Annotated in this window: 21 protein-coding genes and 1 tRNA gene; 10 read left to right on the plus strand and 12 right to left on the minus strand. The window is 66.8% G+C overall.

Translation table 11 applies throughout. The features are described 5' to 3' along the window. The first annotated feature begins 4 nt into the window (after positions 1 to 4). Genes QW887_RS01645 through QW887_RS01660 form a run of 4 tightly spaced genes read left to right on the plus strand, consistent with a single transcriptional unit; the run spans position 5 to position 3,342 of the window. The gene (locus QW887_RS01645) at positions 5 to 877 is read left to right on the plus strand and encodes a branched-chain amino acid ABC transporter permease (protein ID WP_316194097.1); all 873 of its coding nucleotides are present in this window, start codon (positions 5 to 7) and stop codon (positions 875 to 877) included. Continuing rightward, positions 877 to 1,878 carry a branched-chain amino acid ABC transporter permease gene (locus QW887_RS01650; protein ID WP_316194098.1) on the plus strand — a complete coding sequence of 334 codons (1,002 nt, stop codon included), beginning with the start codon at positions 877 to 879 and terminating at the stop codon, positions 1,876 to 1,878. Before QW887_RS01645 ends, QW887_RS01650 begins: the two co-directional genes overlap by 1 nt. Continuing rightward, positions 1,875 to 2,630, plus strand: coding sequence for an ABC transporter ATP-binding protein (locus QW887_RS01655; protein ID WP_315749871.1), 756 nt, complete (start codon positions 1,875 to 1,877; stop codon positions 2,628 to 2,630). The genes QW887_RS01650 and QW887_RS01655 overlap by 4 nt, the downstream gene beginning before the upstream one ends. After that, a complete protein-coding gene (locus QW887_RS01660; RefSeq protein WP_315712527.1) occupies positions 2,623 to 3,342 on the plus strand; it encodes an ABC transporter ATP-binding protein in 720 nt (239 codons plus the stop codon). Before QW887_RS01655 ends, QW887_RS01660 begins: the two co-directional genes overlap by 8 nt. 20 nt (positions 3,343 to 3,362) lie before the next feature. Here QW887_RS01660 and eutC read toward each other — a convergent pair whose 3' ends face one another. Further along, positions 3,363 to 4,154, minus strand: coding sequence for an ethanolamine ammonia-lyase subunit EutC (gene eutC / locus QW887_RS01665; RefSeq protein ID WP_315749872.1), 792 nt, complete (start codon positions 4,152 to 4,154; stop codon positions 3,363 to 3,365). Continuing rightward, positions 4,154 to 5,539: an ethanolamine ammonia-lyase subunit EutB gene (locus tag QW887_RS01670; RefSeq protein ID WP_315749873.1), complete on the minus strand. Its 1,386-nt coding sequence runs from the start codon at positions 5,537 to 5,539 to the stop codon at positions 4,154 to 4,156. Before QW887_RS01670 ends, eutC begins: the two co-directional genes overlap by 1 nt. A gap of 264 nt (positions 5,540 to 5,803) precedes the next feature. Between QW887_RS01670 and QW887_RS01675 the strand changes: the two genes are divergently transcribed. After that, positions 5,804 to 6,148: a Lin0512 family protein gene (locus QW887_RS01675; RefSeq protein WP_316194099.1), complete on the plus strand. Its 345-nt coding sequence runs from the start codon at positions 5,804 to 5,806 to the stop codon at positions 6,146 to 6,148. 800 nt (positions 6,149 to 6,948) lie between these two features. Here QW887_RS01675 and QW887_RS01680 read toward each other — a convergent pair. From QW887_RS01680 to QW887_RS01700, 5 genes are all read right to left on the minus strand, one after another. After that, positions 6,949 to 7,194, minus strand: a complete 246-nt coding sequence (locus QW887_RS01680) for a cysteine rich repeat-containing protein (protein WP_315749875.1) — start codon at positions 7,192 to 7,194, stop codon at positions 6,949 to 6,951. A gap of 66 nt (positions 7,195 to 7,260) precedes the next feature. After that, the gene (locus QW887_RS01685) at positions 7,261 to 7,536 is read right to left on the minus strand and encodes a hypothetical protein (RefSeq protein WP_315749876.1); all 276 of its coding nucleotides are present in this window, start codon (positions 7,534 to 7,536) and stop codon (positions 7,261 to 7,263) included. A gap of 55 nt (positions 7,537 to 7,591) precedes the next feature. Next, the gene (locus QW887_RS01690) at positions 7,592 to 8,005 is read right to left on the minus strand and encodes a hypothetical protein (RefSeq protein WP_316194100.1); all 414 of its coding nucleotides are present in this window, start codon (positions 8,003 to 8,005) and stop codon (positions 7,592 to 7,594) included. A 34-nt stretch (positions 8,006 to 8,039) separates the two neighbouring features. Beyond that, positions 8,040 to 10,601: a polynucleotide kinase-phosphatase gene (locus QW887_RS01695; protein ID WP_316194101.1), complete on the minus strand. Its 2,562-nt coding sequence runs from the start codon at positions 10,599 to 10,601 to the stop codon at positions 8,040 to 8,042. An 8-nt stretch (positions 10,602 to 10,609) separates the two neighbouring features. Then, the gene (locus QW887_RS01700; protein WP_316194102.1) at positions 10,610 to 11,989 is read right to left on the minus strand and encodes a 3' terminal RNA ribose 2'-O-methyltransferase Hen1; all 1,380 of its coding nucleotides are present in this window, start codon (positions 11,987 to 11,989) and stop codon (positions 10,610 to 10,612) included. A gap of 195 nt (positions 11,990 to 12,184) precedes the next feature. Between QW887_RS01700 and QW887_RS01705 the strand changes: the two genes are divergently transcribed. After that, entirely contained in the window at positions 12,185 to 13,165 is a 981-nt protein-coding gene (locus tag QW887_RS01705) for a glycerophosphodiester phosphodiesterase family protein (protein WP_316194103.1), read from the plus strand. A gap of 83 nt (positions 13,166 to 13,248) precedes the next feature. Here QW887_RS01705 and QW887_RS01710 read toward each other — a convergent pair whose 3' ends face one another. Together QW887_RS01710 and QW887_RS01715 are read right to left on the minus strand one after the other, a co-directional pair. After that, positions 13,249 to 14,589: a TROVE domain-containing protein gene (locus tag QW887_RS01710; protein ID WP_316194104.1), complete on the minus strand. Its 1,341-nt coding sequence runs from the start codon at positions 14,587 to 14,589 to the stop codon at positions 13,249 to 13,251. 176 nt (positions 14,590 to 14,765) lie between these two features. Continuing rightward, positions 14,766 to 14,840, minus strand: a tRNA-OTHER gene (locus QW887_RS01715). A 1,142-nt stretch (positions 14,841 to 15,982) separates the two neighbouring features. Between QW887_RS01715 and QW887_RS01720 the strand changes: the two genes are divergently transcribed. Continuing rightward, positions 15,983 to 17,062 carry an Acg family FMN-binding oxidoreductase gene (locus QW887_RS01720; RefSeq protein WP_316194105.1) on the plus strand — a complete coding sequence of 360 codons (1,080 nt, stop codon included), beginning with the start codon at positions 15,983 to 15,985 and terminating at the stop codon, positions 17,060 to 17,062. A 79-nt stretch (positions 17,063 to 17,141) separates the two neighbouring features. After that, complete coding sequence (locus QW887_RS01725; RefSeq protein WP_316164666.1) at positions 17,142 to 17,369, plus strand: hypothetical protein; 228 nt, start codon at positions 17,142 to 17,144, stop codon at positions 17,367 to 17,369. Between the two features lie 2 nt (positions 17,370 to 17,371). Here the strand turns inward: QW887_RS01725 and QW887_RS01730 are convergent, their stop codons facing one another. Continuing rightward, positions 17,372 to 17,746, minus strand: a complete 375-nt coding sequence (locus QW887_RS01730) for a hypothetical protein (RefSeq protein WP_316170380.1) — start codon at positions 17,744 to 17,746, stop codon at positions 17,372 to 17,374. A 124-nt stretch (positions 17,747 to 17,870) separates the two neighbouring features. Between QW887_RS01730 and QW887_RS01735 the strand changes: the two genes are divergently transcribed. Continuing rightward, entirely contained in the window at positions 17,871 to 18,575 is a 705-nt protein-coding gene (locus tag QW887_RS01735; protein WP_315749889.1) for a glutathione S-transferase family protein, read from the plus strand. Next, the gene (locus QW887_RS01740; RefSeq protein ID WP_315712506.1) at positions 18,572 to 19,552 is read left to right on the plus strand and encodes an oxygenase MpaB family protein; all 981 of its coding nucleotides are present in this window, start codon (positions 18,572 to 18,574) and stop codon (positions 19,550 to 19,552) included. Before QW887_RS01735 ends, QW887_RS01740 begins: the two co-directional genes overlap by 4 nt. A gap of 30 nt (positions 19,553 to 19,582) precedes the next feature. On the opposite strand, the gene QW887_RS01745 is transcribed toward QW887_RS01740, so the two are convergent. Next, complete coding sequence (locus tag QW887_RS01745; protein ID WP_316194106.1) at positions 19,583 to 19,987, minus strand: hypothetical protein; 405 nt, start codon at positions 19,985 to 19,987, stop codon at positions 19,583 to 19,585. Beyond that, positions 19,984 to 21,612, minus strand: coding sequence for a tyrosinase family protein (locus QW887_RS01750; protein ID WP_316194107.1), 1,629 nt, complete (start codon positions 21,610 to 21,612; stop codon positions 19,984 to 19,986). Before QW887_RS01750 ends, QW887_RS01745 begins: the two co-directional genes overlap by 4 nt. Positions 21,613 to 21,619 lie beyond the last annotated feature (7 nt).

Consider the following 21,619-nt stretch of genomic DNA (forward strand, 5'->3'; position numbering starts at 1 on the left):
TCGCATGGACCTCTCGCTGATCATCATGCAGCTGTTTTCCGGCATCGCCCTTGGGGCGGTGCTGGTCATCACTGCGCTCGGCCTGACCATCGTGTTCGGCATGCTCGGCGTGGTCAATTTCGCCCATGGGGCGCTGTTCATGATCGGGGCCTATGCCGGTCTGTATCTGGCATCGCTGACCGGCAGCTTCTGGTGGGGCTTGCTGCTCGCCCCAATTCTGGTCGGCGCGTTCGGCATGCTGATCGAACTCGTCCTGGTCCGGCGCCTGTATGGCCGGTCGATCGATGATCCATTGCTGCTCACCTTCGGTCTCAGCTACATCCTGGTCGAGGGGGTGCGCATCGTGTTCGGCAGCGACGGTATTCCGTTTCCGACACCGTCCCAATTGATCGGCGTCGTCGATCTCGGCGTCGGCTTCTTCCCCAAATATCGTCTGTTCGTGATCGCGCTGGTCGCCGTCGTGCTGCTGGTGCTCTGGCTGATGCTGGAGAAGACCCGGGTCGGCCTGATCGTGCGGGCCGGCGCCCGTGATCCCCTGATCATGCGGGTGCTCGGGGTCGACATCGGCAAGGCGTGGCTCGCGATCTTCGGCCTGGGCGTCGGCCTTGCCGCGCTCGGCGGGGTGCTGGCGGGACCCATGCGCAGCGTCAATCCCGAGATGGGAACGCTGGTGCTGGCGGAGGCCTTCGTCGTCACCGTGATCGGCGGCCTCGGCTCGATCGTCGGCGCCGTGGTCGCGGGGCTGATGGTCGGCATCTGCATCAGCATGGTCGCGCTGTTTGCGCCCGAGATGGCGACGATCGTGATGTTCGCGCTCATGGCCGCGGTCCTGCTGATCCGGCCACAGGGTCTGTTCGGCCTCAAGGGGAGAGCGTGATGACGGTGCATTCGACCGGCGAAGCACCGCCGCTTCCTCAGGCGCAGCGCCTCTTCGCGCTTCTCGCGGACCACCGCGTGCTGGTCTCGCTGGTCGCGCTGGCGCTGCTGCCCTGGCTGCTGCCGTCGAAGGCGCTCGCCGTGAACGTCCTGATCTACGGCGTCGTGGTGATGGGCTACAATCTGCTGTTCGGCTACACCGGGCTGCTGTCGTTCGGCCACGCCGCCTTCTTCGGCACCGGCGCGTATCTGACCGGCATCGCCATCGGCCGCTGGGGCCTGCCGTGGTTTGCCGCGGTGCCGCTGGCGATCGCGGCGAGCATGGCGCTCGCCGCATTCATCGGAACGATCTCGACGCGCACCCGCGGCATCTATTTCTCCATGGTCACGCTCGCGCTGGCGCAACTCGTCTACTACGTGGCGCTGCAGGCCTCCTCCTTCACCGGCGGCGAGAACGGGCTGCGCGGCTTCACGGTCGACCACATCGGTCTGTTCGGCGCGCAGATCAACTTCCTCGATCCGGTGAACAAATATTACGTGCTGATGGTGCTCGCGGCGATCGCGATCTGGGTGCAGTCGCGCATCCTCAACTCGCCATTCGGCGCGGTCATCGAGGCGATCCGCGAGAACGAGCAGCGCGCGCGGGCCTGCGGCTACGACGTCGAGCGCTGCAAGCTGATCGTGCTCATGCTGTCGGGCGCCATCTCCGCCGTCGGCGGCTGCATGTCGGCCCTGCATTTGTCCATCGTTCCGCTCGACATCCTGCACTATCAGACCTCCGGCATGATCGTGATGATGGTGCTGCTCGGTGGCGCACGCAGCTTCTTCGGGCCGTTCGTCGGGGCCGCGGTCTTCCTGATCCTAGAGGACGTCGTGTCATTGTGGACGCCGCACTGGCAGATCGTGGTCGGCGCCATCTTCGTCGTGTTCGTGCTGTTCCTGCCCAAGGGCATCTGGGGCACGTTCCTCGATGTGCTGCCGATCGCGAGGCAACGCCGATGAGCACCGAGTTATTGCGCGCGGATGGGATCGGCCGTCGCTTCGGCGGCTTCGTCGCGCTCGAAGGCATCTCAGTCGCGTTCGCGGCCGGTGAGCTGACCTCGATCATCGGCCCGAACGGGGCAGGCAAGAGCACCTTCTTCAACATTCTCTCCGGCACGCTGTCGCCGAGCAGCGGCACCCTGCGGTTCAAGGGCCGCGAGCTGAACGGCCTGCCACAGCATCGCTTCGTGCATCAGGGCATCTCGCGCTCGTACCAGATCACCAACATCTTTCCCGATTTGTCGGTGCACGAGAATGTCCGGGTCGCCGCCCAGGCCATGCGGGTAAGCTACGACATCTGGCGCAAGCGCGCCGATCTTGCCGAACTCCGCGAACGCGCCGATGCGGCCCTGATGGCGGTCGGCCTGATCGGCAGGTGTGGCGAGCTCGCGAAGTATCTCGCCCACGGCCAGCAGCGCGCGCTGGAGATCGCCATTGCGCTGGTCTCCGAACCGGAGCTTCTGCTGCTCGATGAGCCGACCGCGGGCATGGGGCCGGAAGAGACCAAGGAGATGGTGGCGCTGCTGGAGCGGCTGGCGGAGAAGCGCACGGTGCTGCTGGTCGAGCACAAGATGAAGATGGTGCTCGGCCTGAGCCAGCGGGTGCTGGTGCTGCATCACGGCCGGCTGCTCGCCGACGGTCGTCCTGAGGACATCCGATCCAACCCCGACGTGCGCCGGGTCTATCTGGGACAGAGTGAAGGCTATGGCTGAGACCGCGTTGCTCGAGCTCGACGGCCTCCAGGCCTGGTATGGCGCCAGCCACGTCCTGCACGGCATCTCGCTGCGCGTGAGCGAGGGCGAGGTGGTCGCGCTCGTCGGCCGCAACGGCGCCGGCAAGACCACGACATTGCGCACCGTCATGGGGCTGATGCCCCGGGCCGCGGGGCGCGTGCGCTTTGCCGGCCATGATCTGCTGCCGCTTGCGGCCCACAAGCGCTTTCATCTCGGGCTCGCTTATGTTCCGGAGGAGCGCCGCATCGTGCCGGGCCTGTCGGTGCGCGAGAACCTGCGGCTTGGGCTGGTCGCCGCCAGCGCCGATATCGAGGAGCGCGCGGCGTTCGCCGAGGTTGCGGAGACCTTTCCACGATTGAACGAGCGGCTGGATCAGGAGGGCGTCACGCTGTCGGGTGGCGAGCAGCAGATGCTGGCGATCGCGCGGGCCTTGATCGCGCGGCCGCGCATGGTTCTGCTCGACGAGCCGTCCGAAGGCATCATGCCGGTGCTCGTCGAAGAGATGGGCGTGCTGTTCCGGCGATTGCGCGACCAGGGCAAGACGCTGCTGTTGGTCGAGCAGAACGTCGAATGGGCGCTGCGGCTCGCCGATCGCGCCGTCATCATCGACCAGGGCGAGGTCGTGCATGAGAGCAGCGCCGCGGCGCTGCTGGCCGACAAGGATATCCAGGACCGCTATTGCGCGGTGTGATGTTTCGGACTGCGCCGGCATCATGACGCGCCATCTCCATCCGGCGCCGGCAGCTGCGGCAGCCGGGCGAGGCTGACGCCGGCGGCCTGGTGGAGGAACATGCGCTGGATCAGTTCGGCCGCCTGGCTCGCCGCATCCGCCGGTGCGAGGCCGCCCTGGCGGACGTTGGAGATGCAGTTGCGTTCGGCATCGACGCGGCCCCGGCGCGGCATCCAGGTGAGATAGAGGCCAAGGGAATCGGCCGCGCTCAGGCCCGGGCGCTCGCCGATCAAGATGATCGAGGCCGACGCGCCGAACAGCTCGCCAACATGATCGGCGAGCCCGACGCGGCCCTGCGAAGCAACGATCACCGGCGACAGCCGTCTGCCGGTTGCAGCCAGGCGCGGCATCAACATGTCGAGCACGGGCAGGGCGTTGACCTGGACCGCGCGGCTGCTCAGGCCATCAGCCACCACCAGCACGATGTCTGCCGGCGCGCGCGGCTCGGACAACAGCGCTTCCGACGCCGGCGACAGCAGGCGCCCTGCATCGGGACGCTGCAGATAGGTCGCGCGATCGGCAGCGCGGCTGTGCACGGCAAGGGCCGGCCAGCCATGCGCGGTCGCCTCGGCGGCAAAGCGCTCGGCGTCGAACGGCTTCAGCACGGCATCGCGCGCTTCGGCGTGGGCAGCCTGGAAGGCGAGATGTGCCGATGTCGGCAGGCCAGGACCGCAGCGTCCCAACGCGATCCGCGCTTCGGTATAGCGTGACAGCCAGCGCCAATCGTCCGATGACGACGTTGCCGGCGAGTCGCTCTTGTCGGAGCCGCCCATCACTTGGCCTCCAGCAGCGGCAGCGCCGGCATCAGCCGCGCCGGCTCGAAGCGCAGCTCGCCTTTGGCATCGCTGAGGCCGGTGGCCGCGAGCCAGGTCTCGAACTCCGGCGCCGCGCGCTTGCCGAGCACCTTGCGCACATAGAGCGCGTCATGGAACGAGGTGCTTTGATAGTTCAGCATGATGTCGTCAGCGCCCGGCACACCCATGATGTAGGTGCAGCCGGCGACGCCAAGCAGGGTCAGCAGCGCATCCATGTCGTCCTGGTCGGCTTCGGCGTGGTTGGTGTAGCAGACGTCGCAGCCCATCGGCAGCCCCAGCAGCTTGCCGCAGAAATGATCCTCCAGGCCCGCGCGTATGATCTGCTTTCCGTCGTAGAGATATTCCGGACCGATGAATCCGACCACGGTGTTCACGAGCAGCGGCCGATAGCGCCGCGCGACCGCGTAGCAGCGTGCTTCCAAGGTCTGCTGGTCGACGCCGCAATGGCCGCCGGAGGAGAGCTCGCTGCCCTGTCCGGTCTCGAAATACATCACGTTGCCCCCGACGGGGCAGCGCTGCAGGCCTTCGGCCGCGGCGAGCGCCTCGTCGAGCAGCGACAGCGTGATGCCGAAGCCGCGATTGGCCTCCTCGCTGCCGGCCAGCGACTGGAACACGAGATCGACCGGCGCGCGGCGCTCGATCGCCTTCAGCGCCGTCGTGACATGGGCCAGCACGCAGGACTGGATCGGTGCATGCGAGGCAAGCCGCAAGGTCTCGATCAAGTCGAGCAGCCGCACCATCGTCTCGACGTCGTCGCTCGCCGGGTTGATGCCGATCGTCGCGTCGCCGACGCCGTACATCAGCCCGTCGAGGATCGAGGCCGCGACGCCCTTGGGATCGTCGAGCGGGTGGTTGGGCTGCAGCCGTGTCGACATCCGGCCCGGCAGGCCGATGGTGCAGCGGAAGCGCGTCACGACCTCGCATTTCGCCGCGACCGTCACCAGGTCCTGCAGCCGCATGATCTTGCAGACCGCAGCAACCATCTCCGGCGTCAGCCCTGGCGACACGCCGCTGAGTGCATCTGCGTCGGCCGCATCCGACAGCAGCCATTCGCGGAAGTCGCCGACCGTGAGGCTTGCGACGGGAGCGAACGCCTTGCCGTCATGCTGGTCGACGATCAGCCGCGTGACCTCGTCGGTCTCGTAGGGGATGACGGCCTCGTTGAGGAAATGGCGCAGCGGCAGCTCGGCGAGCGCCATCCGTGCCGCCACGCGTTCGGCGGCATCCTCCGCGGCGAGGCCCGCCAGCACGTCGCCCGAGCGCAACGGCGTTGCCTTCGCAAGCAAGGTTCTGAGGTCGTCGAACCGGTAGCGCGCGCCGCCCAGCGTGTGTGAAAAACCCATTGGCGTTCTCCTTCAATGTTCCTCGTGGTCAGCCATGCCAGCCGGATCCGGCCGATGGATCGCCATCACGGGAAAGACGGGGAGGAACATCATTCGAAGACCTTGTTCTCAGGTTCGTCCAGCGCATCATCTTGCACGATATATGTCGGCATCAGATGACCATTTTCTGTGGCGGGGGCGCTTGATGTCCACCCGGCTTGCGTCGGCCGCGCCGTTGGCTAAGGTCGCATGGCGTACGAGGCAAGCAACCGAGGGAAACACGACATGGCGCGCGTCCGCTGTATCACCGAGATGGGCATGGGCGTCGACGTCCACGGCCGCGACGCCACCAAGGCGGCCAAGCGCGCGGTGTCGGACGCGATCCGCCATTCCAGCCTCGGCTTCTTCCGCATGGTCGGCAAGACGCCGCAGGACATGTTCGTGGACGTCACCATCGGCGTGCCGAACCCGGAGGCTGTCGACACCGCTGCAGTGGCCAAGGAGCTGCCCTATGGCACGGTGACCGTGACCGCGGTCAAAGGCGGGCTGGAGATTGCGGCCGAGGCCGACAGCGACGCCATCATCATCGCCAACGCGGCGGTGCTGGTCCATCTCGACGACGGCAAGTGACGCTCACGTGCAGGGGTCATGCGCGTGGCGTTCTGATATGAATGTCAAACAGCATGTCATCGCGATCCCGCGGCGCGTTGCGCGCCCGGGTGATGATCGTACGGTGTCCCTCTTTGAACAGAGGGCGCAGGGAAGGCCGGGTATCCGCTGATACCCGCGGCCCCCGTGCGTGAAGAAGTGCACGGGGCAGGAACCACAGGCTCAGCCGGACGATCCCGGCCTTCCCTGCGCAACGGTTTTCCGGCTTATACGTGCTCTCCTCGGGGACCGGGCTTTGTTGCCCCCGTCGCCGGCCGATCATCATCTCAGCCGGCTTGACCTCAGCATCGGGAGGCCAGGACCACACGATTTCGCCGGCGCATCCTGCCGTTCGTCCGCACGGCAAGGCCATGCTGCGGCAGAGCTGCGCCCATCGCATCCCGCCTCCACGTTCGTGACGATCGCGAAGCGCCCCTCATGGCGAGGCGGGACGGGCGGAGTATTTCACAGAATTCGGAAAAACAAAAGCGAAATTTTCGTGGACCAGGCGTGCGAACCGCGATCGCATTGCAGGGGCTGTTGAAACGAGTGTTTCGCCGCGCGCCTTTTCCCGCCGGCGGTGCGCTGCCCTGAGGTCGCGGCCACGGCCGCGGACTGATTCATTGTCACCATGGGATCAGGCGGGTGCCGACCTTCTGCGTTTGGCGCCGAAGATCGCATCGTCTCGGCGCAGACAATCTTGCCCGGGCCTGGCCCGATCGCTGTGAAAGTTGCCGGCTGGCTTGCACCCGGAACGGGGCCAGGCCAGCCGATGCGCATACTCAGCGTCTTGGGCCTTTGCCTCGGCCGGGTCCCGTAGTGTCGAGGGCCTGGCGGCAATCCGCCGAGACTTTCTCGCGGTTGCTCTCGAGGCAGGCGCGAACCTGGCCTGCGCCGTGCTGCTTGCCGGAGCAGAAGCTCTGGATGTCAGCGGCGCATTGCGTTGCCACCGGCCCGGTTCCCTGAGCGAAAGCGGGCATGGCCACGGTGGCGGCGATGACGATGGCGAGTTGCACGGACGTCCTCATTCAAGCCTCCTTGGGGAGCGGTGTAGGCACGGTGGCGTGTGTCGTGCGTCCGTTCGTTGCGCAGGATCAAGCCGAAGGGGGAGTCCATGGCCGCGTGGGGCTGGTCTGGTGCGTCGCTGGATGGGGAACTCGAAGCTGTCTGGCATGGACAGTGCGGACCAGGGTGAGGTCATCGCGCAGGCCCGCTTCATCTTGAAACGCGGCTTGGGGGAAAATGCTGGTCCAGGCATCGGCGGGCGAGCCACGCACATAGGCCGGAACGACGCGGAGAGACTTGAGCGCCTCGATGACCGCGTGAGGTGCGACGTCACGAATGTGCAGGTTGGTGATGAACGACCCCATGGCTTCCTTCCGCAACTCGGTTGCTCAAAGTCACGTTTTGGCTTGAGAGCGCCCGTCACTGGGTGCCGCAACCCGGAGCGTAGGCACCATGGGCGGCTGTGATACTCTCGCAGATGACGTCGACATATTCGTCATAGAACATGATGCGAAAATGTCGGCAGCGGGCCAGATGCCGCTGGGCGAAGCTCAGCAGCCAGTCCGACTTTCCCAGGTCCACCACGGCGGCTTGATCGATCGCGGGCCCCCAACTGACTATTTCGCGGGAATAGTCATGGACTTCCTCTGGCGTGACTTGGTGCACTTGAGCCTTGTGAAGAATCAAGTGTCGCATATCGTCTTCGGCAGCCCAGTCCGGGTTCAGATAATCGAGGGCGATCAAGTTCAATCCATGGCCAAAAAAGTGCCCTCGTCGCAGCTCTGGTCCGCGTCCGTCGGCCCATATCCAATCACGCAAGATCGGCTTGTACATCGCAGAAGATCGGCCTTGTTGGTTCTTGAGCGGCTCACAGCCGCGGATCGATCGGCTCGCTCTCCAGCGCCAGCACCGCGAACACGCATTCGTGCACGCGGCGCAGCGGCTCGCGGGCGACGAAGCGGGTCAGCGCCTCATGGCCGAGCGCGAACTCGCGCAAAGCGAGGTTGCGCTTGCCGTCGAGCTTGCGCTGGCGCAGCCGGGCGATGTGCTCCGGCGCATCATATTCCGGGCCGTAGATGATGCGCAAATATTCTGGGCCGCGCACTTTCAGCGCCGGCTGGATCAGACCCTTCGGTCCGCGCGCGACGAAGTTCTTGGGCTTCACCACCATGCCTTCGCCGCCGCCGGCCGTGAGTTGCTCCCACCATGCGATGGCGTTGGCGATGGCCGTTTCGTCAGCCAGAGCCACGGTGCGCCACTGCGTGCGGGTGACCACGGATGCTGACGCGGCGGCCAGCCGATCGGCGAGCGTCATGTGCCAGACATGGTCCTGATCGAACCAGACCTGGCCCTCGCTGGCGAGCAGGTGAAACGGCGCGACCTTGAGATCGTCGATGCCGCGGACCGGCCAGACATAGGGTGCCCATGCCTCGCCATATCGCCGCGCCCGCGTCACCCGATCGCGGAGGTGATCGCCGAGTGCCGCGACATCAAGACCGCGCGCGGCGGCGCGCGCCAACGCGTCTGCCGCCGCTTCGAGCCCTGCAACCGATGACGCCGCGACCGGCGCGTACTGACTCTCGATCAGGCTGCCAGCCTTCGCCGACCACGGCATGATCTCGGCGTCGAGCAGCAGCCAGCCGGATTGCAGCTCCTGCCAGAGGCCGGCGCTGTCGACAGCATCGCGCAGCCGTGCCAGCAGCGCCTCGCTCATTGCGGGATCGTCGAAGAACGCGCGGCCGGTGCGGGTCCAGATCGCGCCGCTCTCGCCGCCCGCGACGCCGAAGCGGGCCCCGGCGATATCGGCGCTCCTGCACAGCGCGATGACGGCGCGCGAGCCCATGTGCTTCTCCTCGCACACCACCTGCTCGACGCCGCGGGCGCGGAAATGCGCGAACGCTTCCTCGGGGCGCTCCAGCCAGCCGTCGCGCGCGCTGGTCTCCGATGGCGACATGGTCGGTGGCAGATAGACCAGCCATTGCGGCGCGAGCGCGAAACGGCTCATCACCTCCAGCGCAGCGGCCGCGTTCTCCTCAGCCACGACCATGCGGCCGCGCAGCCTGGTGTCGATCCATCGGCGGCCGCTCACGTCATCGATATCGAGCAGCTGATCCGCCTCGGCCTGCGCGGAGGCGCTGCCGGCGCGAGGCGCGAGCGGACGCACCGGCTCGCACCAGACGCGCTCAGCCTCGACCTCGACGAGCTCACGCTCCGGCCAGCGCAGCGCCGTCAGCCGGCCGCCGAACACGCAACCGGTGTCGATGCACAGCGTGTTGTTGACCCATTCGGCATTGAGCACGGGCGTGTGACCGTAGACCACGGTGGTCGGTCCGCGATAGTTCGCGGCCCAGTCGGCGCGCACGGGAAGGCCGAACTCGTCGATCTCGCCGGTGGTTTCGCCATACAGCGCGAACTCGCGCACCGCGCCGGAGCCGCGGCCGATCATCTCCTCCTTCAGCCCGGCATGCGCCACCGCGAGCCGGCCGCCATCGAGCCAGACATGGCTGCGCAGGCCGTCGAGGAAGCCGGGCAGGCTGTCCCGGAAGCTTCGATCCGCGCCGGTGAGCTGGTCGATCGTGGCCTGCAGGCCGTGCGCGATCGTGACCTTGCGACCGGCGAGCCAGCGTCCGAACTTGCGGTCATGGTTGCCCTGCACGGCATAGGCAGTGCCTGCCGAGACCATGCCCATGACGATGCGCAGCACGTCCGGCGATTGCGGGCCGCGGTCGACGAGATCGCCGACGAACACGAGCTTGCGGCCTGCGGGCGGCGTGACGCTGACGGCGCGCCGGCCGTCGTCATCGCGCCATCTGACCTGATAGCCGAGCTTCGCCAGCAGCGCCTGCAACTCATCAGCGCAGCCATGGACGTCACCGATGATGTCGAACGGCCCGGTGTCGTGCCGCTTGTCGGTCCACAGCGGCTGCCGCGCGATGGTGGCGGCCTCGATGCGCGCGACGCTGTCGAGCTTCCACACCTGACGAAAGCCTTCGCGCTGCAGGCCACCGAAGCCACGGCGGACCTCCGAGACCATGCGCTGCACGACCGGGCCGCCGAAGCTGCGCTCAGGCCGCGACTTGTTTCTGTCGATGCAGACGTCGATGCCGGGATCGAACACGATCGCGACCGGCAGCGCATGCCATTTTCGCGCCAGCTCGACCCAGCCCTTGCGGTCGGCGGGGCGCACATTGGTGGCGTCGATCACCGCGAGCCGGCGGTGCTTCAGCCGCTTGCCGGCGATCTCGCGGACGATGTCGAACGCGTCGGCGGAGACGCCCTGGTCGGTCTCGTCGTCGGCGACGAGCGCGCGGCAATGATCCGAGGAGATCACCTCGGTCGGCAGGAAATGCTTCGCAGCAAAGGTCGACTTGCCGGAGCCGGTCGAGCCGATCAGCACGATCAGCGCGAAATCGGGGATGTCGATGTTCATGGAATTGCTCAGCGGGTGAAGACGGCCATTTGCGTCGGCGCGCCATGGCTCTCGTCGTGATGGCCGATGCCGGAGAAGGCGGCCTGATAGTTGAAGGTTGCGCAGATCCGCTGCGCCCAGTCGGCAAACTCGGCGCGCGACCATTCGAAGCGATGGTCGCGGTGGCGGAACTGCCCGGCGGGCAGGCTCGGAAACAGTGCGTTGTATTCGGCGTTCGGCGTGGTAACGATCACCGCGCGCGGCCGCGCTGCGCCGAACACCACGCGCTCGAGCATCGGCAGTCGGTCGGGATCGAGGTGCTCGATCACCTCGACCAGTGCCGCCGCATCGGCCTCGGCCCAGCGCGCATCGCGATAGGTGAGCGAACCGTGCAACAGCATGACGCGACCCTCGGGCGGCGCGCCGGGCGCGCCCAGCTTCAGCCGCTTGGCCGCGCGCTCCAGTTCGCGGACGGCGGGATCGAGCCCGATCAGCCTGTCGACCCAGCGCTCGCGGACCAGGAGCTGCAGCAGCCTGCCTTCGCCGCACCCGAGGTCGGCGACAATTTTGGCGCCGCTCGCCCGCAACGCCTCGACCACGGCGGCCATGCGCAGGTCGTTGAGGCGGGTCGGCGCCTCCAGTGTCTCTTCTGACTCGCTGCGCGCCTCGGGCTCGATGGCCTCGTCCTGCGTCTCCGGCGCGAGCCGGGCCAGCGCCGCGCGCGCGAGCACGCCGCGATGGCGCAGATAGCGGCGCACGATCAGCTCCTTGGCGGGGTGGGCGTCGAGCCAGCCTTCGCCGCGTTTGAGCAGCTTGTCGATCTCCTCGTCGCCGACCCAATAATGCTTGGCGTCGTCCATGACGGGGATCAGCACGTAGAGATGATTGAGGAGCGCGCTGAGCCGCGCGGTGCCGCGCAAGGTGAGCCGGACGTAGCGGCTCGACGGATCGCCTTGCGGTCCCGGGATCGCGGTGAGATCGACCTGCCAGCCGAGCGGCTCGAACAAATGCCGCAGCACGGCTTCGCCGCCGCGCAGGGGCAGGGGTGTCACAACCGCTTCGAGTGCAATGGCGCTGTCGGCGAGCTCCTGGCGCGCGCTGCTGACGCCGTTCATCGCGGTCCGGAACGCCTTGTTCAGCGCGACCGACAGGAACGACGACGCGGCATAGGGCCTGTCGTTGACATATTGGTCGAGCAGCCCGTCGCTCTGGCCTTTGCCGCGGACGAGGCCGATCGGGTCGACGTCGAGCACCAGCGCCGCCTCGCAGCGGCTCTCGCTGGCCTCGGGATAGAAGATCAGCGCCTTGCCAAAGGTGAGCTCGAGCTCGTGCAGCCGCTCCGGATGCTTGTTGAGCAGGTAGCCGAGATCGGTGGCAGGCTGATGGGTGGTGGCGATGGACAGAAACATGAGGTCAGATACCGGATGAAGGAACAGCGATCCAGTGCTTCGAAGCCAAAGTTTGGCGGTGGCCGTTCTCGCATTCGCTTTCGCATCGGCTCTGGGAGCGTTGGACAAAAGGTGCACCATCTCCGCAAGACGGCTCTTGCGCAGAACGAGGGCAGGGACGCAATTCGGCTCGAATCGTCATGGAATTGACATCGCATGAGCAGAGTCCTGAAAATCGCCGGGCTGCTGGTGCTGATCTGCGCCGGCTTCATGTTCTTCAACAACGCCAATCTGCAGGTGACAAAGGAGGCTGGGCGGCTGCATCTCCTGGCTCATCGCGGTTTGTCACAGCAGTTCGATCGCACCGGCCTGACGAGCGAAACCTGCACCGCGGCGCGGATGCTGCCGCCGACGCATGAGTATCTCGAGAACACCATCGCCTCGATGCACGCCAGCTTTCTGGCCGGCGCCGATATCGTGGAATTCGACGTGCACCCAACCACCGATGGCCAGTTCGCGGTGTTCCATGACTGGACGCTCGACTGTCGCACCGATGGCAAGGGCGTCACGCGCGAGCATGCGATGACGGCGTTACGGCAGCTCGATATCGGTTATGGCTACACCGCCGATGGCGGCCGCACCTTTCCATTCCGCGGCAAGGGCGTCGGCCTGATGCCGTCGCTGGACGAGGTGCTCGCAGCCTTTCCGGACAAGGCTTTCCTGATCAACGTCAAGAGCAATGATCCGGCGGAAGGCCGACTGCTGGCGGATGCTCTGGCGCGCTTGCCTGGCGCGCGACGGGCGCGACTGACGGTCTATGGCGGCGACGCGCCGATCGCGACGCTCAGGGCGTCTCTGCCGGATCTCAAGGTCATGTCGCGCGGCATGCTGAAGAGCTGCCTGGTCCGTTATCTCGGTTATGGCTGGACCGGCCTGGTGCCGTCCGCGTGCCACAACATGATGGTGCTGGTCCCGATCAATGTCGCGCCGTGGCTGTGGGGCTGGCCGGACCGATTCCTCGCGCGCATGACGCGCGCCGAAAGCAGCGTCTTCGTCGTCGGCTCCTATAGTGGTGAGGCCTTCTCGGCCGGGCTGGACACACCGGACGACATCGCCAGGTTGCCCAAGAACTTTACCGGCGGCGTCATGACCGACGAGATCGAAACCGTGGCGCCGCTGCTGAAGCAGACGCCTTGAAGCAGGCAGCGCAAGTCGGCGCCGAATGTGCCTGATTAACGGAAGACCCGGGCGCGTCCGTGACGCGTCCGGGTCCGTTGTCGTCAGTGCAGGGTCGCGCCGCGCAGAGTCTCCTCATGCGCCGCGATCCAGGCGATCACGGCCTCGGAGAAGCCGTCGACCCGCGTCCAGGGTCCGTAGCCGACCCCGTGCTGGTACGACGCCACGTTGACCATGGTCCCGCGCGCCTTGGGCGCCGGCACCGCATCGTGACTCTGCTCGTCGGTGAAGACGATCAGGCGGTCTCCCTTGCGGTCGACCTCGCCCACCGCACGCCCGAGATAGGTCCCGGAATGCGGCTGCGATCCGAGGATCGCGTCGCGCAGCGCAAAGCCACGCCGCGGCGGCACCTTCACGACCTTGTCGCTGAACGTGAAGATCTCCACCTCGTCGCAGACCTCGCGGGCCAGGATCGCCAGCCCGCACGCCGCGTCCGCGCGCGTCATCTCCGACTTCGCCGACAGCGATGCGAACATCGAGCCGGAGACGTCGATCAGCAGCCGCGTGCGGCCCGGAAGCCGCGCGTAGCCCTTGATCGACCGGAGCATCGCGGCCTCGAGCTCGGGCTCGAAGTCCGGCGCGTGCCGGGCCGCCGTGATGAACCGATACGGGAGGATCCTGTCCGTCCGCATCGTCTCGATCGCGGCCGCGATAATCGACCGCGACACCCCGGCCTGTTGCATCAGGCGCAGGTTGCGCAGCAACGCCAGCGCTCCGAGCCGCTTCTCCGAGAGCAGCCGCTCGAAGCTCGCGCGCTTGTCCGCACCGGCCGAGAGCGCGACCTCCCAGGTGTCGGGCGACGGCAGCCCGCCATCGGCGAGCTGCTTCCACACCGCCTCCTGGGCGGCATCCCTGGGCTTGGCGTGCACCAGGAACAGCACGTCGCGAAGCCGCACCGGTACCTCGCGGTCATACTTCGCGAGCTGATAGGCGTCGAACTTGGCGAACGCCTTCGCCAGCCCCTTCTTGACCTGCGCCGAGACCGGCTGCCGCTTGCGCTGCTGCTGCGGACCCAGAGAATCCGCCCAGTAGATCGCCAGCAGCTCGGTCATCTCGTCCGGCCGCTGGATGATGCGCGACAGCGTCTCGGCGACCAGCGCACGGTGCGTCGGCAGCCGCGCCATCTCGCGGGCGACGAGCAGCGGCGCATGCCGCAGCTTCATCTCCTCGCGTGCACGGACCGCGAGCTGAGCCACCTCGCGCGGCTCGACCAGCGGCACCAGCGCCTTGATGCGCTCGGCGATCGCGATCCCGTCCTCGTAGAACTGGTCCTCCCACAGCAGGCAGCTCATCAGCGTGCGCTGCAGCGCCTGCTCGGGCGCGAGCTGCCGGGACGGCGCACCCTCATGGGTGAAGGCGCGCAGGAACTTGTTGAGCCTGACCATGATGGCCTCCTCTCTGGGTTGATGATGGATGGAATGGCCGGAGCACCGGCCGTCACGCATGATCTCGTCTCGGAGACCATGCGCGGCAGGGGACCGCGCGCCGGGAACGGGCGAATGCTGAGTTCCGCTCCACTGGCATGGAGCGGATAGCGCTCTGCCGCTGAGCTACCGGCGCATGGAACGCCGGATGGGAGTCGAACCCACGACCTCTCGATCCGCAATCGAAGTATCAGCACTCTTCACCACGGCGCGTGGAAGAAGGCGGCGCAGCAGGTAGCTGCGCCGTAACGACGTGACCGCCTGTTCGATGAGGGTCAGCGGTTGAGATGGATCACGAGCCGGGAACAGGCGACGACTGAGACCCGGTCGCTGAGAGACCGGACAGCGCTCTGACCTCTGAGCTACCGGCAGGACACCGGGCGGGAGTCGAACCCGCGACCTCTGGCGTGCAAGGCGAAGTAACAGTCGTCTTCACCACGGCTCGTGGATACGTTCGGCGGGGAATAAGCGATGCTGTCGCTGCCCCAATGGGGCGCTCGGTTTCAACGAAGTAACAGACATCTTCACCACCGCCTTGGCCGCCCGGCGGTCACCGAGTGGCGTTGATGGCATGCTGGGGAACAGGCGGTCTCGGCGATCAATGACGCCAACGCAGGTCATCCGAAAGAAGAACAACCGCAACCCGCGACTCGACGGCCCTCGCATGGCCGCCTCCACGGTACGTGACGCCATAGGCGGGATTCGAACCCGCATCACCAATGGCACGAAGGAGCCGACACCTTCACCACCAGCAGCTCCCGGCCGCAAGCGGCCGGGAATTCAAATAGCTTGTCTGCGGCGCTCTTCGGCGCCGCATGTTGCGAGCTCCTCGAAGCTCGCTCTGCCATCGGTGTCCGGCGTTGCCGCCTCGTTCCCTCCGACAGGCCCCGCGCGCTCGGGCACGCGCATCACCTGCGCGAGCCCCGGGATCCGGGTCTCCCGTTCCGGCTGACAGCCGGGACTTCCGTTGGTTTCGCCGTGCAGCCGGTTCGCCCGAGGGCAACAAAAAACCCTCCGGAGCGGCTGGCTCGGGAGGGTCCGTGTGATGCGGACTGTTGATCTTGCCTCAAGCAAGATCGCTCCCCCGAGCATGGCGTGCGCCATCCACCGGCATGACGCCGTTGGACGTGCGGATGAAGTGTTCGTAGCCGAAGGACATCGTCTCGCTCATGTTTGTCGCGGGCGCAGTCGCTCGCGAGGCCGCGGGACATACGCCGCTTTGTTGGTGCTGTCAACAGCATGGAGTCGATGTTCTTGCCGGCTGCCGCGGCCTTGATCTGCAACAACGCGCCGATGCGGAACATGCTTATCGTGAGGATATCGAGGTCGCGGCGAGAATTGCGGGCGCAGAGTTATGAACCGACGGCAGGTCCTGATAGGAGGCGGCAGCGCGCTTGCGGTGGCCGCGCTCGGCGCCGGCACCTGGCGCGCCGCGACCGGCACGATGCGCGCGTATGACGACTATATCGCCCGGTTGCGCGCACCGCTGTCGCCCGAGATCACCGATGTCATCCGTTACGCGACACTCGCAGCCAACAGTCACAACACGCAGCCATGGCGCTTTCGCGTGACGCAGGATGCGATCGAGATCATGCCCGATCCGTCACGCCGCACGCCGGTGGTCGATCCGGACGACCATCATCTGTTCGTCAGCCTGGGCTGCGCGGCCGCCAATCTCGCGATCGCGGCGGCTGCAAGCGGCCGAAGAGGCGAGGTTGCCATCGACGGGCAGACGGTGCGCTACAGCTTTATGAACGCCGAGCCGCATGACGATCCGCTATTGCCTGCGATCGTCCGCAGACAGTCGACACGTGCCGACTACGACGGACGCGCCGTGCCGTCAGGCGATCTTGCGGCGTTGCAGGTGGCAGCAGCCACGCGAGGCGTCGATCTCATACTCATTACGGATCGTACCGTGATTGCGGCCATCCGCGACCTCGTCGTCGCCGGCAACGACGCCCAGATGCGCGACGTCGCGTTCATGCGCGAGCTGAAGTCCTGGCTGCGCTTCAATCCGCGCAGCGCGATGGCAACGGGTGACGGCCTGTTTGCACCCGCGAGCGGCAATCCGTCGTTGCCGACCGCGCTCGGCGGCATCGCGTTCGACCACCTCTTCGATGCGGCGGCAGAGAACGACAAATATGCGCGCCAGATCGGCTCATCTGCCGGTCTTGCCGTGTTCGCAGCCGAGAACGCCGATCCCTCGCACTGGATCAGGGTCGGGCAGGCGTGCCAGCGCTTTGCGCTCGAAGCGACGCGCCTAGGCCTCAAGCTTGCCTTCATCAACCAGCCGGTAGAGGTGGCTGCGCTGCGTCCCGAACTGGCGCGCGTGATCGGAACGACACGGCGGCCGGATCTCATGTTGCGTTTCGGCTATGGTCCTACGCTGCCGTTCGCGCCGCGGCGGCCGGTCGCAGACGTGCTCGGTTCATGAGTCGTTCCTGTCAATCTTGACGGATTTGCGACTCGGTGCATTGCTTCGCTGCATGTTCGAGAACACCCGATTGGCACGTATGAGCGACGGGCATTATTGCCTGGTGCGCGACCTTGGCCTGGTCAAGGGCGGCAAGGGCATGCGCCATCACGAGGTGGTGGTGGATTTCAGCTATCGCGGCATGAAGCTGTTTGCCAAGCAGGGCGCGTCGTCGCTGATGCGCCGGGTCGCGGCGAAGCTCGCGCAGCACGATGCCACCTCGAAACTGCCGGCGCTGCTGCGCGTGCGCCTGCGCGAGCCGCAGTAGCGTCAGCGCTTCCGCCGAATCTCACCGCGCTGCGGCGTAATCGATCGTTTCGGGTCGTAGGGGCTGTCCGGATTGACGTCGAGCTCGACGTCGGCGACGCAGTGTTGCGGCTGGCGATGGCTGCCCCCGGAATGCCAGCGCCCCTGGCGCAGCTCGACCTCGCTGATGTCAGCGACATCGAAGCACTTCCATTGGCCGCCCGGCGGCAGGCCGCTGCTCGCGCCGCCCGCGAACTGGAACGCGAGCACGCGCTCGCGGCCGGCGGTGTGGCCGAGGATGATCGGGCAGATCGCGCGGGCGAAGCCGCCATACAGGCACAGCACCGGCTGGCGCGTGATCATCGCCTGCATGATCAACTGGTAGGTCGGGCTCGGCATGCTGGCTTTCTGCACGATGCAGCAACATAAGACCGTCGGCCGCATGCGGTTCCGCATCGAACCTTGCAGCGGCGGCTCACGGGCTTAGATTGAGGCCTCAGCGACAAAGCGAGCCAGAGCCACGATGTCCGATCTCTCCAGCTTTCCGATCACCACGCGCTGGCCGGCGCAGCATCCCGACCGCATCCAGCTCTATTCACTGCCGACCCCGAACGGCGTGAAGGTCTCGATCATGCTGGAGGAGACCGGCCTGGCCTACGAGCCGCACACGATCGATTTCGGCAAGGACGACCAGAAGACCCCTGAATTCCTCTCGCTCAATCCGAACGGCAAGATTCCCGCGATCATCGATCCCGACGGTCCCGGCGGCCAGCCGCTCGGCCTGTTCGAATCCGGCGCGATCCTGCAGTACCTTGCCGAGAAGACCGGAAAATTCCTGCCGAACGATCCGGCGCGGCGCTGGCAGACGATCCAGTGGGTGCATTTCCAGATGGGCGGCATCGGTCCCATGTTCGGGCAGCTCGGCTTCTTCCACAAATTCGCCGGCCGCGAGTACGAGGACAAGCGGCCGTTGCAGCGCTATGTCGCGGAGAGCAGGCGGCTGCTCGGCGTGCTCGAGGCGCGGCTCGATGGCCGGCAGTGGATCATGGACGCCGACTACACGATTGCCGACATCGCGACGCTTGGCTGGGTGCGCAACCTGATCGGGTTCTACGGCGCGCGCGACATCGTCGCCTTTGATGAGCTGAAGCACGTGCCGGCCTGGCTCGAACGCGGGCTGGCGCGACCGGCGGTACAGCGCGGGCTGGAGATCCCGCAGCGGCCGTGATCGTCAGCGATGCCGATTTCGAACGGTGCTTGGCCGAGGTGCTGTCCGCGCCGGCCACGCCGGGCGATGCCGTGCTGCCGTCCGACAGCGTGATGTGGCGCGTGCATCGCGAGGCCGCGCTGTTTCTCGGCGCCGGCCGCGCGCTGCTGTTGCAGCTCGCCCATCCCTGGGTGGCGGCGGGCATTGCCGAGCAGTCCAAGGTGTTCGCCGATCCGCTCGGCCGTTTCCACCGCACCTTCAGCATCGTCTACACCATGGTGTTCGGCACGCGCGCGCAGGCGGTCGCTGTGGCGCGGCGGCTGTATCGGCGGCACGCCGCGGTCGACGGCGTGATGCCGGAGACGGTTGGACCGTTTACGGCCGGCTCGCGCTATCGCGCCAATGACGTCGACGCGCTGCGCTGGGTCCATGCCACGCTGGTCGAGACTGCGATGATGTCCTACGGCCTGCTGTGCCGCCCGCTCGACGATGCCGAGCGCGAGCAATATTGGCGCGAGGCGACGCGGTTCGCGGGCCTGTTCGGAATTCCACACGAGGCCATGCCGCCGGACTGGGCGTCGTTCAAGGCCTATACGGCCGAGATGATGGCGTCGGAGACGCTCACGGTCGGCCCGGCGGCGCGCGAGATCGCGCAGCGTATCTTCTCCGGCGAGGCGACCCTTATCGGACCGCCGCGCTGGTTCACGGCGTTGACGGCCGAGATGCTGCCGGAGCGGCTGCGGCTTGCGTTCGCGCTGCCCTATGGCGAGCGCGAACGCCGCAGCGCGGCGCGCGCCAGGCGGTTTCTGCCGCGCGCCTATGCGATGCTGCCGGAGAGATTGCGTACCGTCGGCCCCTATCAGGAGGCAATGGCGCGTATCGAGGGGACGACGTGTCCGCCGTTCACGCGGCTGCTCAACCGCGTCTGGATCGGACAGCCCAGCATGGCGAGCCCGTTCGAGCAGCGCGCAGAACGTGCACGGAGCGGGACGGTCTGAGTCCGGCGCGCTTGCGGCGCAGACGACGGATCATGGCCGCGGAGCAAGCCTGAGCGTGATGCCGCGAACCTCCTGCGGCGTCGGCGCGCGGCTGCCGCCGGGTTGGCTGATGCTGAGACGGATCGACAGGCGTCCACTCTTGATCGCCTCCTTCGGCACCGGAAGCGCGTAGGTGCCGGCCTCCGCGCCAGTGCGAAGGCCGAATGGCGAGATGGTCCCGAGCGGCATCCCGGACGCCGTCGTCACCGTCACCTCCTGGCCTCGCCCCAGTGCGCCCAGGCTGATCTCGACGACGGGAGCCTCGCTCGCATCCAGTGGCCGCGGCACGACCAGATCGACGGCTCTGAACGGCTCCGCGGCCAAGGACGAGGTCGGCCGCAGCACGGCACAGAGCAGCACGGCGCAGGTCCGCAGCACGGCGCGCCTGCCGTTCATCGGCGCAGCGGTCCGACCGAGAGCGCTTTCAGCGTCGGCGCGGTGCCGACGCCGCCCGAGGGCACGACGCGGATGCTCAGCGGCTGGTTGGGCGCGGCCCGCAGGGCGGAGAAGGCCTCCTGCTTCGTCGGCAGCGGCACCGCGAAACTCGCATCGGTGGTCATGGCCATGCCCGGCATCATCGATCCGAAAAAGGCGATGGTGCCTGCATAATAGGGGCTGTCAGCCGTGACGTTGCTGACGTTGGCGGGCGCGTTGACCAGGACGTCGAATTCGCGCACGGTCGAATAGCCGCTCGGGCGAGGCAGCGTGATCTGCGCCATCAGCGGCTGCGGCCGCGCTGCCGCCAGATGCGCTTCGAGCGCATCGCCAGGGATCCTCACCGTGCCCACGTTGGCCTTGACCGAGCCCTGCTGCGGCTTGGCCTGCGGCGCCGCGGCGACCGCGGGCGGATTGACGATGTCCTCGCCGAAGCCCGGCGCATAGTCGTAGTCGAAGCGGTCGGTCGAGATGTAGTCGCCGGCCTTGCTGGGGCCGACATAGCCGCCCTTGCCGTCGGCGTAGAACAGGAACGGCTCGTCGGAGAACGTCTTCAGGTCGGCGCCCTGCGGCAGATAGGGCAGCTTGAGCCGCTGCTGCTTGCGCGTCCAGACATCCCAGAGCCGGTCCATGTTCGAATGGTGCAGGAAGAAGATCGGATCGACCGGCGACAGGAAGTTGGTCATGTTGCCGTAGGGGCCGGGATCGAGCGGACCGACGCCGCCGATGTAGTTGTGGACCTTGTTGTGCGGCAGGCCTTCCAAGGTCGAGAACTTGGTCGCGCCGTTCGGCTGGTTGTTGTGTGAGGCGGTCTTCGAGCTGGTGAAGCTCAGATAGTTGTCGACGTTGTAGAAGTCGGTCGGCAGCAGGCCCGCCATGATCACGAAGGGCGAGACGTCGTAGGCGGTCTTGGCGTCGAGCTTCGGATTGTCGCGCGACAGATAGCGTGAGGCGCAAGTGGTCGCGAACGCCTCGTTGCCCGAGATGCCGGCGTTGGCGGAGGGCGAGAAGCCGGTGACGTCGTTCCAGAGATCGTCGATCGACTTGTAGCCGCGAATCTCGAGCTGGCCGCGCTGATCCTTCGACAGGCCGTTCCAGTAATCGGTCAGCGCCGGCTTGATCAACGCGGTGAAGACCGCGAGATTCGCGGTGAACGGCTGATACGCCTTGTCGGTCGGCGTCAGGGCGCCGTCGAACATGCCGGCGGGAATTTCCGGCAGCTCGGTCCAGTCCCAATAGGGCAGCGCGAAATCGTCGTCGCCGCTGAGCGCGCGGATCGATTGCTCGAAATAGCCGAGATAGCCGCGATGCCAGACGTAGAACCACCAATTGCCGTGCGGGCAGTCCATCAGGTGGATGAACGCGTTGCGGAACCAGTTCTGCGGATGGTTTGCGGGGAGCTGCAGCATGGCGGCGACGCCTTTGGCGTAGCTCGCCAGCATCTTCTGGCCTTCCGCGCTGGTGACGCTGTGGCGGCGATATTTCGCGGCGGCGCGGCTCGGCCTCGGCGAGATGACCGTGCTGGCTGCCGCCACCGCGGCCGTCGCCAGGAATGTCCGGCGGGTCTGTCGCAATCCCATGCTCATCTGAAAT

Source organism: Bradyrhizobium sp. SZCCHNRI3052, from assembly GCF_032484895.1.
Taxonomy (GTDB): Bacteria; Pseudomonadota; Alphaproteobacteria; order Rhizobiales; family Xanthobacteraceae; genus Bradyrhizobium.

Bases quoted from the DNA above. Each gene is read 5' to 3' on its own strand.
- QW887_RS01650 (WP_316194098.1), top strand. From the start codon at position 877: ATGACGGTGCATTCGACCGGCGAAGCACCGCCGCTTCCTCAGGCGCAG.
- QW887_RS01710 (WP_316194104.1), bottom strand. From the start codon at position 14,589: ATGGTCAGGCTCAACAAGTTCCTGCGCGCCTTCACCCATGAGGGTGCG.
- QW887_RS01745 (WP_316194106.1), bottom strand. From the start codon at position 19,987: ATGAACGGCAGGCGCGCCGTGCTGCGGACCTGCGCCGTGCTGCTCTGT.
- QW887_RS01695 (WP_316194101.1), bottom strand. From the start codon at position 10,601: ATGAACATCGACATCCCCGATTTCGCGCTGATCGTGCTGATCGGCTCG.
- QW887_RS01680 (WP_315749875.1), bottom strand. From the start codon at position 7,194: ATGAGGACGTCCGTGCAACTCGCCATCGTCATCGCCGCCACCGTGGCC.
- QW887_RS01705 (WP_316194103.1), top strand. From the start codon at position 12,185: ATGAGCAGAGTCCTGAAAATCGCCGGGCTGCTGGTGCTGATCTGCGCC.
- QW887_RS01735 (WP_315749889.1), top strand. From the start codon at position 17,871: ATGTCCGATCTCTCCAGCTTTCCGATCACCACGCGCTGGCCGGCGCAG.
- QW887_RS01675 (WP_316194099.1), top strand. From the start codon at position 5,804: ATGGCGCGCGTCCGCTGTATCACCGAGATGGGCATGGGCGTCGACGTC.
- QW887_RS01660 (WP_315712527.1), top strand. From the start codon at position 2,623: ATGGCTGAGACCGCGTTGCTCGAGCTCGACGGCCTCCAGGCCTGGTAT.
- QW887_RS01685 (WP_315749876.1), bottom strand. From the start codon at position 7,536: ATGGGGTCGTTCATCACCAACCTGCACATTCGTGACGTCGCACCTCAC.
- eutC (WP_315749872.1), bottom strand. From the start codon at position 4,154: ATGGGCGGCTCCGACAAGAGCGACTCGCCGGCAACGTCGTCATCGGAC.
- QW887_RS01750 (WP_316194107.1), bottom strand. From the start codon at position 21,612: ATGAGCATGGGATTGCGACAGACCCGCCGGACATTCCTGGCGACGGCC.
- QW887_RS01720 (WP_316194105.1), top strand. From the start codon at position 15,983: ATGAACCGACGGCAGGTCCTGATAGGAGGCGGCAGCGCGCTTGCGGTG.
- QW887_RS01690 (WP_316194100.1), bottom strand. From the start codon at position 8,005: ATGTACAAGCCGATCTTGCGTGATTGGATATGGGCCGACGGACGCGGA.
- QW887_RS01730 (WP_316170380.1), bottom strand. From the start codon at position 17,746: ATGCCGAGCCCGACCTACCAGTTGATCATGCAGGCGATGATCACGCGC.
- QW887_RS01645 (WP_316194097.1), top strand. From the start codon at position 5: ATGGACCTCTCGCTGATCATCATGCAGCTGTTTTCCGGCATCGCCCTT.
- QW887_RS01725 (WP_316164666.1), top strand. From the start codon at position 17,142: ATGAGCGACGGGCATTATTGCCTGGTGCGCGACCTTGGCCTGGTCAAG.
- QW887_RS01700 (WP_316194102.1), bottom strand. From the start codon at position 11,989: ATGTTTCTGTCCATCGCCACCACCCATCAGCCTGCCACCGATCTCGGC.
- QW887_RS01655 (WP_315749871.1), top strand. From the start codon at position 1,875: ATGAGCACCGAGTTATTGCGCGCGGATGGGATCGGCCGTCGCTTCGGC.
- QW887_RS01670 (WP_315749873.1), bottom strand. From the start codon at position 5,539: ATGGGTTTTTCACACACGCTGGGCGGCGCGCGCTACCGGTTCGACGAC.